Origin of the sequence: Kitasatospora sp. NPDC051705, assembly GCF_044453265.1 — a bacterium.
Classification (GTDB): domain Bacteria; phylum Actinomycetota; class Actinomycetes; order Streptomycetales; family Streptomycetaceae; genus Kitasatospora.
In genome coordinates this window covers 46,777-60,253 of record NZ_JBITCO010000033.1, presented here as the reverse complement: position 1 = coordinate 60,253, position 13,477 = coordinate 46,777, and the positions used below count along the sequence as shown (strand labels likewise).

Annotated in this window: 8 protein-coding genes, 1 tRNA gene and 2 pseudogenes; 2 read left to right on the top strand and 9 right to left on the bottom strand. The window is 69.0% G+C overall.

Annotation, left to right across the window (positions count from 1 at the left end):
• Positions 1-312: 312 nt before the first annotated feature.
• Genes ACIA8Q_RS29850 through ACIA8Q_RS29835 form a run of 4 tightly spaced genes read right to left on the bottom strand, consistent with a single transcriptional unit; the run spans position 313 to position 7,401 of the window.
• Complete coding sequence (locus ACIA8Q_RS29850) at positions 313-2,934, bottom strand: RNaseH domain-containing protein (RefSeq protein WP_396317978.1); 2,622 nt, start codon at positions 2,932-2,934, stop codon at positions 313-315.
• Entirely contained in the window at positions 2,934-6,239 is a 3,306-nt protein-coding gene (locus ACIA8Q_RS29845) for a hypothetical protein (protein WP_396317977.1), read from the bottom strand. Before ACIA8Q_RS29845 ends, ACIA8Q_RS29850 begins: the two co-directional genes overlap by 1 nt.
• Positions 6,236-6,538 carry a hypothetical protein gene (locus tag ACIA8Q_RS29840; RefSeq protein ID WP_396317976.1) on the bottom strand — a complete coding sequence of 101 codons (303 nt, stop codon included), beginning with the start codon at positions 6,536-6,538 and terminating at the stop codon, positions 6,236-6,238. The genes ACIA8Q_RS29845 and ACIA8Q_RS29840 overlap by 4 nt, the downstream gene beginning before the upstream one ends.
• On the bottom strand, positions 6,538-7,401 hold the full coding sequence (locus ACIA8Q_RS29835) for a hypothetical protein (RefSeq protein ID WP_396317975.1): 864 nt from the start codon (positions 7,399-7,401) through the stop codon (positions 6,538-6,540). The genes ACIA8Q_RS29840 and ACIA8Q_RS29835 overlap by 1 nt, the downstream gene beginning before the upstream one ends.
• Before the next feature lie 353 nt (positions 7,402-7,754).
• Between ACIA8Q_RS29835 and ACIA8Q_RS29830 the strand changes: the two genes are divergently transcribed.
• Positions 7,755-8,690: a hypothetical protein gene (locus ACIA8Q_RS29830; RefSeq protein ID WP_396317974.1), complete on the top strand. Its 936-nt coding sequence runs from the start codon at positions 7,755-7,757 to the stop codon at positions 8,688-8,690.
• A 90-nt stretch (positions 8,691-8,780) separates the two neighbouring features.
• On the opposite strand, the pseudogene ACIA8Q_RS29825 reads toward ACIA8Q_RS29830, so the two are convergent.
• Positions 8,781-9,245 (bottom strand): annotated as a pseudogene (locus tag ACIA8Q_RS29825) (DNA-methyltransferase); the annotation flags it as partial.
• 29 nt (positions 9,246-9,274) lie between these two features.
• On the opposite strand from ACIA8Q_RS29825, the pseudogene ACIA8Q_RS29820 reads away from it, so the two are divergent.
• Positions 9,275-9,550 (top strand): annotated as a pseudogene (locus tag ACIA8Q_RS29820) (tyrosine-type recombinase/integrase); the annotation flags it as partial.
• A gap of 115 nt (positions 9,551-9,665) precedes the next feature.
• On the opposite strand, the gene ACIA8Q_RS29815 reads toward ACIA8Q_RS29820, so the two are convergent.
• The 4 genes from ACIA8Q_RS29815 to ACIA8Q_RS29800 form a co-directional block, all read right to left on the bottom strand.
• A tRNA-Pro gene (locus ACIA8Q_RS29815) sits at positions 9,666-9,739 on the bottom strand.
• A 133-nt stretch (positions 9,740-9,872) separates the two neighbouring features.
• On the bottom strand, positions 9,873-11,174 hold the full coding sequence (locus ACIA8Q_RS29810; protein WP_396317973.1) for an MFS transporter: 1,302 nt from the start codon (positions 11,172-11,174) through the stop codon (positions 9,873-9,875).
• A gap of 167 nt (positions 11,175-11,341) precedes the next feature.
• Positions 11,342-12,133, bottom strand: a complete 792-nt coding sequence (locus tag ACIA8Q_RS29805; protein WP_360209920.1) for a DUF1684 domain-containing protein — start codon at positions 12,131-12,133, stop codon at positions 11,342-11,344.
• Positions 12,134-12,330: 197 nt separating this feature from the next.
• Complete coding sequence (locus ACIA8Q_RS29800; protein ID WP_360209922.1) at positions 12,331-13,191, bottom strand: acyl-CoA thioesterase II; 861 nt, start codon at positions 13,189-13,191, stop codon at positions 12,331-12,333.
• Between the last annotated feature and the right edge of the window lie 286 nt (positions 13,192-13,477).

Sequence of the window (13,477 nt, the reverse complement as noted above, 5' to 3'; positions counted from 1 at the left end):
GGCCGTGTTGATCCATCCGGCCGCTCGTGACCGTAGCAGATCTAGGTCCAGGCCCGTCTGGTATGCCGCGCGCCGCGTCAGGATTGCCAGGCGGCTGGGGGCTGCCGGCGATCGGCGGCGGGTTGCAGCCATGAACAACACCCCGGCACCGGTCCGCGACTCAGGCGCCGCATCGAACCTCTGGGGCCGACAGCGGAAACACTCCGGGGTCGACCCGGCGACTACCGCCACCAGGGAGCGGGTCACACTTCTTCCGCAGCCTGCACAGCGGGTCCAGTCAACGCTGTATGGGTCCTGCTTAGGAAACAGTACCTATGGGAGATCCTCCTCTTCCTCGGCATCGCCATCACCGGGGTCGTGGCTCTTGAAGTCTGGGTGGTCTTGATCGGCCTTGTAAGCGAGATGGAGCGGGGCAGCGCGCAGGGTTCGGTGGTCCCAGGCGATGGCCTGGTCGCACAGGCGCGCGATGAAGGCCATGAGGTTGCCGGGCTCCCAGATGCCGGGGCTGGGGACTGCGATCTCGATGCGGCTGGTGGCGTGGAGGTCCTTGTTCATCGGGTTGGAGAGCAAGGTGTGGAAGTCCTCGCGGGTTCGCCGGTTGCCCTCGCGCAGCATGGGTGAGTTGCCCGCCTGCTGGCGCGACTGCTGGGTGAGCATCCAGACGGTCTCGTGGGGGTGGCGCTTCTCGAAGATGAGCGTCCGGCGGTAGCTGGGGGTCATGGTGGCGAGATCGTCGGTGCCGTCCCGATAGACGGTCGCCGGCCGCGCGGCGTGCTGGCCGAAGGCGAGCCGTACGACGGCTACGTCGACGCCGTCATGGGCGAGGCCGCGGCCTGGCAGCTGGCCTCCCGAGAACGGGTTGTCACCGACGCCGGAGTAGATGCTGCGGCTACCTTCCTTGTCCAGGACGACTACGACTCTGTTGCCGCCATTGGGGATGATCAGGCCGTCAAGAGCGGTCTCGATGTGGTCGCGAACCGCCTGGGCTCCGTCGCCGTCCCGGCCCCAGTTCTCGTTTCCGATGTCCGCACCGTGGTAGGCGGCACGTCCCTCTGCGAGGCGTAGCCACTGGCCGTTCTGGTACATCTCGGTGTAGGGCGGTGTCTCGGCGTCGGGTGTGAAGTGCATCGCGACTAGGCAGGCGACGAGTTTGGGCCTGCGGGGAGACTGGCCTCGTACGCGCTGGTAGTTGTGGCGGCGCAGGTGGATGCCGACGACAGTGACCGGTTCCGTGATGGGCGCTTCGATGCGAACGTCGGGTGAGGCGCACGTTGCCCGCGCGAGGCGGTCGTCGATGACGCCGGCGTCCTGGAAGATGTGGCGAAGGGCTGCGCTGGCGCGGAAGTCGGTCTCCTCGTCCTTCTCCGGGACAGCGGCCTCGACGAGGAACTGGCTGACGATCCTGGCCGCGCCGAGCGCCTTCCGGGTGAGGGGCTTGCCGTCGTTAGGGACGGGCTTGCCGTCCCAGGTAGTCTCGCAGATGACGGCGATGAGTTGGTCGGGGTCTTCAGTGTGAAGGGGGCCGCACAGTCGGACGACCTCGGCACGGTCGTGGCTGCCGTGCATGACGAGTTCGGGGATCTTCCGAAACTCGAGGGTAATCGTCGGTGCGATCTCCACGAACGCTCCGTCGAACGCTGCGTCCGGTGCCGTGAGTGCGGAGGGGATCGGGACTCCGTAATCGGCGCGCAGCTGCCGCAGGATGCGGCGGGGCGTAGTGGCCGCGGCGTAGACCACCACCAGGCGCATGGACTTCCAGTCGGCTGCTTCCAGCGCCTGGGGCAGTTTCTTGGCGGGGATGGGGCCGCTGGTGAGGCTCTTCTGCGGGATGCTGTAGCGGGATTTGTCGTAGATGATCGGTTGGACGCCGAGGACTCCGGCGATGTGGGCGGCCATGCGCAGGGTGAAGTACGCGCCTACGCCTTTGCCGACGGGGTGCTTGCCCTTGTTGCGGAAGACGGCGCGGACATGGTCGAGGTCTCCGTCCGCATTGTCGGGCAGTGTGACGGGGTTGAGGCCGCATGCCTGGACGATGGCGGCGGTGTGGCCGCGGAACTTCGTCTTCCAGACGGGGTAGCCGTTCTTGTCCTGGAGCTTCTTGCCGTCGGGGCCGACTTCGGGTACGTGGCGGACTGGCACGCGCAGCAGGGTGTCGAACTGCGGGTGGTTGATGTGGACGGTCTTGACGTTGCGCCAGTGCTCGGCGACCCGGGTGACGTGGCAGTCGAAGCGGAGAACCGGGTCTGGAAGGCCGCGCTGGGTCTCTCCGGCGACGGAGACGTAGGCCATCGCCCAACCGGTCCGTTCGTTCGGCCTTCCCTCGTAGAGGGTGCGGTAGTAGGGATAGTCCCAAGCCAAGAGCTTTTTGGCGTCGTGGGCGAGCCCTACCCGGAAGTTCGTGGCGCGCTGGGTGGGGTGCGCTTTGTCGATCATGGGTTGGGACGCGAGGCGTTGGATAACCGACCAGCCAGCGGCGTCCTTCCACCACCATGGTCCGGTGACGTATCCGGCGTCGTCCCGCTCGAGGACGTCCGCGAGGTGGAGGCATTCCGCGCCGTCGAAGTCGATGAACTGGCTGAGGAGCTGGCCCTTGGCCTGGGTGCGGAAGTGCAGCTTTTGCCAGGTGTCGAAGCACCGGGTGGTGAGCTTCGGATCGAGGGGGCCGTCGGCGACGATCATGCTCCGTTTCTGGCCGGACCGGACGTCGCGGCGCCGGGCGACGGTGAAGACGATCATGCGGCCGGTGACCGTGCCCAGGGCGACGCGAAGCGCTCCGTGGGGGGTGCGGAAGCCTTCTTCGGGATCCCACTGCCGTTCGCAGATCTCCCAGAGATCCTCGAACTCCGGGGCGAGCGGGTAGAACCAGACCTGTCCCATCAGTTCGGGGCTGAGGGGGAAGTCGACGGTGTAGAGGCGTGTGGGGCCGGCGGCCATCAGTTGCTGGTCCTTTCGTCGGCGAAGTCGAAGATCGCCCGGAGGGTGCTGCCGTAGATGTTCTGGAGGAGTTCGAGCTGCCCGGCCCGTGCCCAGCCGTCACGCAGTTCGCGGATCAGACGGGGCAGATCGCTGCCGCTGGCGGTGTTGTGGAAGGCGTGGTCGGCGAGGTAGAGGACACCTTGGTCCCCACCGCGTCGTACTCGGCCGCCGAGCTGGATGATGCCGATGAGCATCTCGGCGACGATCGACAGCCGTACCTTGCTCGGCAGGGACTGGAAGAAGTGGTGGCTGCGGAACAGCTCTTCGTGGACGGCGCTGGACGTGCTGGAGAGCTCGCGGAGCATCTCAGCGGGGTCATCCGAATGGTTGACGCTGCTGTAGGCGCGGCTGGAGATGAGCGCGAGGAGCTGGGCGGGTTCGTCCATTAGGGGGATCGGGCGGACCGCGAGGATGACCTCTCCCACGAGGGAACGTCCGCTGTGGTCGACCATGTTCAGGCCGCGCTCGGCGATGGCGAGCGGTGCGATGAGGACCTTGGCGGTCTGATGGTGGGGAAAGCGTTCCAGGGCGTCCGACGGGATCGCGTACCAGGCCGGGCGGCGACGATAGTGGGCCGGCACCGTGCTTTCGTCGCTCGCACGGGTGGCAACCGCGATGCTCTCGGGATCCGCGCCAGCGGAGATCATTCCTTCAGCGAGTTGAGCGGCGCCGAGGTACGAGGTGCAGGCGACGAGGATGCGGGCACGGTGTGCGGTAGCTGGACGGCTGGCCAGCTTCTTCAGGCGTTGGACGATCTGGGACCACAGCGCACGCCCCATCTGCTGGTGGGCCTGGTCCCGATGGATGTCCGAGGTACCGGAGATTCGGATGGGATTGTTCCGATCGTCCAGCAAGCGGAGCGGCCGTAGGACGAGCGATCCGGTGATGTCATCGGGGACGTACCAGGTCGGGGGCGTGATGAGGTGGTGCATGGTACCGCCGGGCATGTGGGCGGTGGCGGACAGCCCGATCACGATGCGGCGCTGGCCGCACAATGCCAGCGCGGTGGTGTCGCCGAGTTGCGCGGTGTAGGCGTGCGGGTCTCCGGTGAAGGAGGTCAGGGCCAACTCAGTGCGGTGCTTATCCTCGACGTCGTGGATGGCCGTGAAGCCGAAGACAGGTGCTCCCAGCGGGCCATAGGGAGCGGCGTGCCATTGCTTGTTGTCCTCCAGCATCTCGGTCAGCTCGTTGGCCGCGTTGATACCGGAGGCTTTCAGCGAAGTGCCGAACCTGGTCACGTACTCGATCTGCGCGCGGATCTGTTCGAGGTACGCCCTCCGCACCAGAAGGTCGACAAGGAGTTCGCGGTCGTCGTCGGAGAGGGCTGGGTCCAGGAGGGGCTGCACAACGGCGGCGATACGCCCGTGCACGTTGTTGAAGACCGGGTCGGTGCCTTCGCGCAGAGCGGTGGCGTCGAGCAGCTCGGCGCGCAGCAGGGCCAGGTGCTTGCTACTGCTGTCGCCGATGCCGGGAATGGCCGGGACGGTCGCGTCTTCGAGCTGTGCTTCCTCCTTCGGGTTGAAGAGCTTGCGGAAGGTGTCGATCTGCTCGCGGGTGGGCGAGGTGCCGTCAGCTGTTCGCCACAGGCGGGCGGTGCACCAGGCGTCCCAGCGGCGCGGGATGATCAGGCGGCGGCGGGCCAGCTGTTGGCGGTTGCGCTCGTTCGGTCCCCGCTGGGCGATCCGGCCGTGAGCGGCGTTGCTGACGTAGCTCTCGGAGAGGAATCGCGCCTGGGTGATCTTGGGGTGGATGTAGCGCTCGAGTTCGTACATCAGTGCCCCGGCCCGGACGCTGAACTGGTCGTGGAGCTCTTGCAGGGCGCTGGGCTGCCGGCTTCCGTACCGGGCGAGCGTGACGTGGTGGGCGCTCTTGGCGAACCCGGTGGCTTGGAACGCGTCCGCCTCGTCGATGAGCAGGATGTGGGAGAGCCGGAGGAGGGCTTCCTCGACTGTCATGTGGTTGCGTACCTGGCCGCCGGCCAGAACGGGAACGTGCAGGCGGCCGGACATCAGGTTGATGTGGCTGGTGACGATGACGTTGGCGGTGGCGAGCGCCGTCTGGTGCCGGTGCTTGCCGCAGTGGGCGAACCACGCGCAGCGGTAGCGCCGCATCTCGCCGGTCTCGGGGTCGGTACCCTCGAAATCCGCGCACCGCTCTTGGCCGGGCTGCCAGAGGTCGACGTCCTGGGTGTTGGTGGACTTCGCCTGCATCGCGCATCCGTAAGCGAATTCGAAGTACGCCTCGTCTGCTTCTTCGGTTCGCCCTTCCTCGGTGAGGCTGAGGGCGGTCTTCTCGGCTTCGTCCTGCATGCTGTTCGGCGAGATCAGCGGTACGACCGCGTTCGGAAGACCGAGAACAGCCAACTCCTCACTGAGCGCGCGGGTGAAGGAGAACACTCCGTCGTTGCGTGGAACGACGATCCCCGTCACCAAGTCGTTCTTGACGCCCCATTCAGCGAGCAGTTTGGCCAGGACGCTCTTGCCCGAACCGGTGCACGCGCTCAGCACGCCGATCAGGCCGGCGTCGAGAGTCAGGAAGCCGTCCGTGAGCAAGGAGCCGTCGGCCCGGCGGATGTGTGTGAAGAGCCGGTCCAGGCTCTTGCGACGGTGGCTCTGCCCGAACTTCCCGTCCACGGCGTCGGCGATTGCGCGCAACTCGTCAATCGGCACGCGGAGCGTGAGGCACTCCCTGGGCTTGCCGAAGTCCGGCAGCGGTGCCTGGGTCTCAGGCAGGTCGAGGACATAGTGGGCCTGAATCACGCCGTTGCCGGGGCGGCTCGAGTCCGGGATCTGGGTGCCCATCCGGAAGTGGCCTTGCAGGGCAAGGTCACGGCTGCGTCCTTCATCAGCCGCTGCCCTGCGGTCGTCGAGGGTCTCCAATACCTCGTCCACCAGCGATGCCAGGCGCTGCTGGAGAGGGCCGGTCACAAGGTAGAGCTCGTCGTCGAGGGGCGCGAACCCCTCGGACAGCTCGGGTGAGTCGAACAGCTCTTTCACGGCGCGGCAGAACGCCGCGTAGATGGCCAGGCGCCCTGGCCGGTGCAGCAGGAGCCTGGTGACCCTCCGGGTGTCCTCGGGGGACAGATCCGGGTAGCGACCCCACAGGTGGGTGTGTCCGGAGACGAGGAAATGCGCGTCACGGATCGCCGAAGCGTGACGGAAGGGCTCCTCCGCACGGTTCGGAAACAGGCGCGCCGCCAGAGCCAGCGCGGCCACCGTGCTCAGACGCTGGACTCTCGCCGCGGTCAGGGGGCGGATGGTCATCGCCCCTCCTTCAGCGCGTTTCGGATCGCGGTCTTGAACGCGCGCACCGTACGCACCTCGTACCGGCGCGGCGGCAATGACCGCCTCAGCTGGGCAACCTGCCAGGCCCGGTAGTCCGGTACGACGACGTGTCGGGCCCTGGGCGGCCTCGTGGCGACCTGCGACGGGGACTTTGTGTCCTTCAGGTCGATCTCGAAGATGTCAGCGCCGGCTCGGACAGTGATATCCCATCGGTCCTTGTGCGGCCACTTCGTCACCGCGTCGGTACCGATTCCGGGCTGCTCCGCCAGCCATGTCATCAGCTCGACCTCAGTGACCCCGGGGATCGTGATGTAGCGCCAGACCGCCTCGTGAACGCATACCACCTCTGCCGCGCTGAGAGCGCGCACCGGCTTGGGCCACGGACTCGCGGCGCCCCGGTGTCGTCGACTTCGTCCGTCACATTGAACAGGCCGGAGTGCTGAGGATAGCGGCATGCCAGCTCCGCGCCCTGGACGTGCATGGGCCAGTTGCACACGGGACACGGCACGTACCATGAGTCGCGGCCAACAACGAATCGTCGGTCCGGTGACAGCGGATCGTACGCCTCGGTGTGCAGCGCGCCGCGGTCGTGCAGTTCGTCGCTGACGAACTCCGCCGTGCCTGCGGGTACTTCGATCAGCATCTGCCGCGTGGCGACATACTCCTCCTGGCCGGCCGACGAGAGCACCGTGTAGATGGAGCGCTCCACCTTCTCGAGGGTCTGCTGCGCCCAGCGGGGTACCCAGTCGATGACGGCCCCATGGTTCTCGAAGAGGGCCTCGCTGTAGTCGGACCCGTACTCGATGGCGTCGCCGGTCAGCAGACCATGCTCGTCGAGAATCGTGAAGGACCCGAGCTCGCCTGGCAGGTCGTCCCAGGCAAGAGGTACCCACTGCCGCATAGGGCGGTGCAAAGCCTTGATCAGGTCACCCGGTGTCGCGGGACCGGCCCCAGGTGGCAGCAGGCTGAGGAACGCCCCGTGCATCCGGGACACCTCTCGCCACGCCCCGGGCTGCTCTCGTCGAACGGACCACGCCCGCGCAGCCCGCAGCCCCGTCGTTGTGAGGTCACCAACGAGCTTCGTCGTCCGTGTACTGGCTGCTTGGCGCAGCCCGGCGTTGTCCTGTGTATCACGCGCCATGGCTGATCAGATTGACCCTCTGCGCTGGCTTTCACTGACGGAGCTGGTGAATTTCGGCCAACCTGGGCCAGTCCGGCGTGGCGGTGACCGGGACCTGAGACGTGCGCGACAGTCATGTGGTCATGCAGGCGGGGTGCAGAGAGTGGCGCGAATTGCTCGCAGATGAGGCGTCGCTGTCAGTCGTTCCCGGTATGAGCAGCCAGCGGTCGGGGCACCAACACTCCCTGGGGCAGCCGACCGCGCCGTGACAGCACATCGCGCCGTGCACCTACCTCTTCCACCTGGACAGCCGAGGGAATAGCGCAGCCTGACCTGCAATTGGTCTCTTCGTACGATCGTGCGAAGGGGGCTGGGTGAGCGATCTCAAGGTGTTCCGGCTCGGGGCGGACGGCCAGGACGTGGAGCTGCGCAGCTCGACGGTGGCGCTGGAGGTGCAGTTGCAGCGCCGGGTGGAGGCGAGCATGGAGGCGATGCTCGGCATCCGGTTCCTGGCGTCTGAGTACCCGACCGGTCCGTGGCACCGGGGCCGGGTGGACTCGCTGGGTCTGGACGAGAACGGCGTGCCGGTCGTGATCGAGTTCAAGAAGGGCACCGACAGCGGGGTCGTCTCACAGGCGGTCTCGTATCTCACCTGGGTGAAGAGCAGCCGCCACGAGTTCGAGGCGCTCGTCAGGGAGAAGCTGGGCCCGGAGGCGGCCGAGTCCGTCGACTGGCGTTCGCCTCGAGCGCTGTGCATCGCGGCCGGGTTCTCGCACCACGACCGGGTTGCCGTTGGTGACCTGGGTCGGCAGTGGCCGATCGAGCTGGTCCGCTACCGGATCTTCGACGGCGGGCTGCTGAGCCTGCAGCGGGTCGAGCCGGTCTCCGCTGCCGTCAGCCAGGCAGCCGTGCGCAGATCGACCACGCCTTCGGTGCCGGCGGTTGCCGTCGAGGCGGCCGAGCTGCCGGTCCTTGCCGATGTACCGGAGTGTCTCCAGGATCTGTACGGCGAGCTGGACGAGGTGTTCACCGCGTCGGGCGAGGTGGAGACCGTCGTCCTCAAGCACTACATCGCCTACCGGCGGCTGCAGAACGTGGCGAGCGTGATCTTCCGGCCTTCGGTTTCGCACCGGGTGATCCTGGTGTACCTGCGCCTGGACCCGGACACGGTCGAGCTAGAGGAGGGCTTCACGCGCGACATGCGCGGGATCGGGCACCTGGGCACCGGGGACCTGGAGGTGCGGATCGCCTCCGCGGCCGACCTCAAGAAGGCGGGACCGCTGATCGAGCGGGCGATTCAGGCGGCCTGACGAAACGGAAAGGGCGGCTGGAGCTTCATGCTCCAGCCGCCCTTGTGCGTCTGCGGGCCGGTCGGTGCCGGCTGTCCGAGGTTCTCACCGTCACGCCTCCGGTCCGGCGAGGACGAAGTCGTCCTTGGTCAGCTCGGCGCGCAGGCGCTGCTCGGCGACGTCGGCGTAGTGCGGCGAGAGTTCGGCTCCGACGAATCGCCGGCCTTCGCGTAGGGCGGCGACGCCGGTCGAGCCGCTGCCGGTGAACGGGTCGAGGACGGTGCCGTTCTCGGGGCAGATCTGAACGAGCTGCTGCATGATCTCCAGCGGCTTCTGGGTGATGTGGACCCGGTCCTTGCGGGGCTGGCTGGCGATGAAGTGGCCGGGCAGGTAGAGGTCCCGGCTGTTGTCGAGGGTGCCCTTGACGCCCCAGATGATGAACTCCGCGGACTGCTTGAAGCCGCCCTTGCGCGGACGGCTGGCGGGCTTGATCCACGGGATGGTGCCCTGCCACGTCCACCCGGCCATCTGCAGCGCGTCGCTGGTGGTGGGCTCCTGCCGCCAGTCGGAGAAGACCGGCCGGAACCGCCTACAACGACACCGGATATGTTCTCGTGGACGAGCTGGGAAACCCGCTCAAGACGGACAAGCTCCGGCGCGAGGCGTACAAGCTCATGGAGACCGCCGGCGTTCGAAAGGTTCGTCTCTACGACGCCCGCCACGCCACGCTCTCCTGGATGGCCAACAATGGCGTCCCGGACACCGTGGTCTCCGCCTGGGCCGGTCACTCAGACCTCAGCTTCACGAAGCGGGTCTACGTGCACCCCGACCCGCAGAGCCTCAAGGCGGGCTCGGAGAAGCTCGGCGAGCTGCTCGGCTGACCATGATCATCACCGATGTGAGAAGTTGTGAGAGGCAGGCCCTCAAAACGATCAAGGGCCCCGCTTCACTCTCGTGAAACAAGGCCCTGACCTGCGACAATGGAGCGAACTCCAGTCGGGACGACAGGATTTGAACCTGCGACCCCTTGACCCCCAGTCAAGTGCGCTACCAAGCTGCGCCACGTCCCGTGGTCTCGCTGCCGTTGGTGGAGCCTGGGGGGCTCTTCCGTGGGCTTCTCGACCTTGTCCCCGGTTGTCCCGGCGACGTGGAAAACAATACAGCACGTGGAGGGGTGCTCGCTGCCGGGTCGGGGTGGGTGGGTCAGGGGGTGGGGTGGCGGGCGTCGTACTTGAGGAAGGCGGGGCGGCGGGCGGCGAGGAGGAGGACGGCGGCGACGCAGGCGAGGCCGCCGGTGATGACGGAGGTGGCCGGGTTGGTGAGGGAGGCGACGGCGCCGGACTCGAAGTCGCCGAGGCGGGGGCCGCCGGCGACGACGACGATGAAGATGCCCTGGAGGCGGCCGCGCATCTCGTCGGGGGCGGCGACCTGCATCATCGTGTTGCGGAAGATCATGCTGACGGTGTCGGCGCAGCCGGCGACGGCGAGCAGGAGGAGGCCGAGCCAGAGGTTGTGGAGCGCGCCGAAGGCGGCGATGGCGAGGCCCCAGGCGGCGACGGAGGCGAGGACGGCGGCGCCCTGGCGGTTGATGCGGCCGACCCAGCCGGAGAAGAGGGCGCCGGCCAGGGCGCCGACGGCGGGGGCGGAGACCAGGAGCCCGACGGTGCGGGCGTCGCCGCCGTAGAAGGTGACCGCGATGGCGGGGAAGAGGGCGCGTGGCATGCCGAAGATCATCGCGGCGAGGTCGGCGAGGAAGCTGGTGCGCAGGTTGGGCTGCTCGCGCAGGAAGCGGAGGCCGTCGAGGACGGAGGCGCGGCCCTTGCGGTCGCCGAGGGGGCGCATGGCGGGCAGGCGCCACATCGCGTAGAGGGTGCCGGCGAAGGCGACGGTGTCGACGAGGTAGGCGGCCTGGGCGCCGTAGGTGCCGATGAGGACGCCGCCGAGCATGGGGCCGACGGTGAGGCCGAGGTTCATGCTGACGGTGTTCAGCGCGTTGGCCGCGGGGAGCTGGTGGGCGGGGACCAGCCGGGGGATCATGGCGGACCTGGCGGGCGAGCTGAGCGCGAAGAAGCCGGCCTGGGCGGCGACCGCGGCGTAGAGGACGGCGACCTGGCCGAGGCCGGCGAGGGCCTGGACGGCGAGGACGGCGGAGACGGCGGCGAGCCCGGCCGAGCCGATCAGGCCGAGCCTGCGCCGGTCGACGCTGTCGGCGATCGCGCCGCCGTAGAGGCCGAAGGCGACGAGCGGGACGAGCGAGAAGAGGCCGACCAGGCCGGTGGCGAAGGCGGAACCGGTCTGGTCGTAGACCTGGACGGAGACGGCGACGGCCGTCATCTGCTGGCCGATGGAGGAGACGGCCTGGCCGAGCCAGACCCGGCGGTAGTCGGCGTGGTCGCGCAGCGGGCTGACGTCGGCGAGGGCGCGCCGGTACCAGGGGCGGGACTCGGGGCCGGGCGCGGGGTCGGCCGGCAGGGCGGCATCGGGGACCGGTGCGTCGGTGGGCACTGCGGAGGACCCGGGCGCCGGGGCGGCGCCCGATACCGGCGCGGCGCCCGGTTCCGGGGCGGGGTCGGACGGCGGGGCTGAATTGGCAGGATGATTGGTTGACACAACCCCCCATCGTGCGCCCCGCCCGCCGCGCGCCCCGCACCGGGGCCCGGCTCCGGGCCGTCCTACCTGGTCAGGACCTGCTTCTCACCGGCCTCGACCGCGAAGTCGAGCCGGTTGCCCGGCGGCGGGAAGGGGCAGATGAAGTGGTCCGCGAACGCGCAGGGCGGCAGGTAGGCCCGGTTGAGGTCGAGGACGGTGTGCCCGTCCGCGTCCGGGGCGGGCAGGGTGATGAAGCGGAACCGGTAGGTGTCGATGCCGCTGGTGGCGTCGGCGATGACGCCGCTGAGACGGTCGCCGGAGCCGCTGACGGTCAGCGTGCGGTGCTCGCCGGCCACGGTGAAGGCGATCTGCCCGGCGACGGCGAGCGGCCGTTCCTTCCCGTCCGCGTTGGGGACGAGGACGGACTGGTCGCCGGTGTCCTCGAACGGGGTGAAGACTGCGGGGACGGCCCACTCGGGCGAGTAAGGGTACGCGGAGATCCCCGCGAAGGCGGTCCGGGTCGGCGCGGCGGGGTCGAAGACCCGCAGGGCGAGCTCGCCCTCCCGCTCGATCGGGACGAGCAGCAGGTCACCGAGGGTGGCGCGGTCGGCGGCCGGGTCGGTGTCGGGGCGGAGCAGTACCTCGCCGTCCACCGGCCCGTCGACGCCGTGGACGGTGATGCCCTCGGCCGCCTCCGCCCGGAGCCGGACGCCCTCGGCGTCGGTCCACCACTGCCCGGGCAGACCGGGGATCCGGGCGGGCTCGGGCTCCAGCCAGTGCGTGCCGGTGAGCGCCAGCTGGCCGTGCGGCGCGCTCACGGCCGCAGCCCGGTTGTCGCTCCAGTGCTTCCAGTCCTCCGCGGCCGTCGCCGTCATCGGTGAACCCTCCCACTTCGGTCCTCGGACGGCCCGCGGTTCGGGCCGCCCAGCTCGGTCAACCAGCACAACGCCGCGCGTCGGGACGGTTCATCCCGGCCCGCCACAACCGCAACACGGCGGCAACACCGGGCCGGGCCCCCGGCGCCGCAGGCCGCCCGCTCCCCGGAGGCCCCCGAACCCGGACAGGGGCCGGATCAGCCGTTCAGCGGCCGGAACAGCCCCTCCTGGACCACGGACACCACGAGCTGCCCGCTCCGGTCGTAGATCTGCCCGCGAGCGAGCCCGCGCGCACCGTGCGCGATCGGGGACTCCTGCTGGTAGAGCAGCCAGTCGTCCGTCCGGAAGGGGCGGTGGAACCACATGGCGTGGTCGAGCGAGGCCATGTCGAAGTGCCGGGTGCCCCAGAGCGGCTCGACGGGGGCGCGAACGGCGTCCAGCAGGGTCATGTCGCTGGCGTAGGTGAGGGCGCAGACGTGGATCAGCGGGTCGTCGGGCAGCTGCCCGTTGGTGCGCAGCCAGACGCCGCTGCGCGCCTCGACGCCGGCCAGCTCCTCCTTGGTCCAGCGCAGCCGGTCGACGTAGCGGATGTCGAAGGGCTGGCGGCGGCTGATGAACGGGGGGAGTTCACCGAGCCTGGATCCGACCTCCTCGAGTGCGCTGGGCAGGTCCTCGGGGGCGGGGACGTCCGGTATCGGGTGCTGGTGCTCGATCCCGCCCGCCTCGGGGAGGTGGAAGTCGGCGGTGAGGGCGAAGATCGACCGGCCGCCCTGGATCGCGAGCACCCGGCGGGTGGTGAAGGAGCGGCCGTCGCGGATCCGGTCGACCTGGTAGACGATCGGGACCCCGGGCACGCCGGGGCGCAGGAAGTAGGCGTGCAGCGAGTGGACCGGGCGGTCGCCGTCCACGGTGCGCCCCGCCGCGACCAGGGCCTGTCCGGCGACCTGGCCGCCGAACGTCCGTTGCAGCGCCTCCTCGGGGCTGCGCCCGCGGAAGATGTTCAGTTCGATCTGCTCCAGGTCGAGCAGGTCGACCAGGTCGTCAACGGGGGTACCCATGGGTGCGTTTCCTCTCCGGGCCCTCGGCCGGGGCGGAGGTCTTCCGTCCGGTTGCCGGTGCCCGTCCTGATCGAATTCTCCAACCCACTCGAATTCTCCGGCGACCGGGGTCATTCCCGCCCGGCGGGCCCGAGGGGCCGGTTCACTCGAACGAGGCCTCGAACGACGAACCGGAGCCCGCGCCCGAACCGGAGCCCGTCCCCGAGCCGGAGCGCGAACCCGCACCGGAGCGCGAACCCGCACCGGCACCCGTACCTGAACCGGAACCGGACGGGGCCCCGGGGGT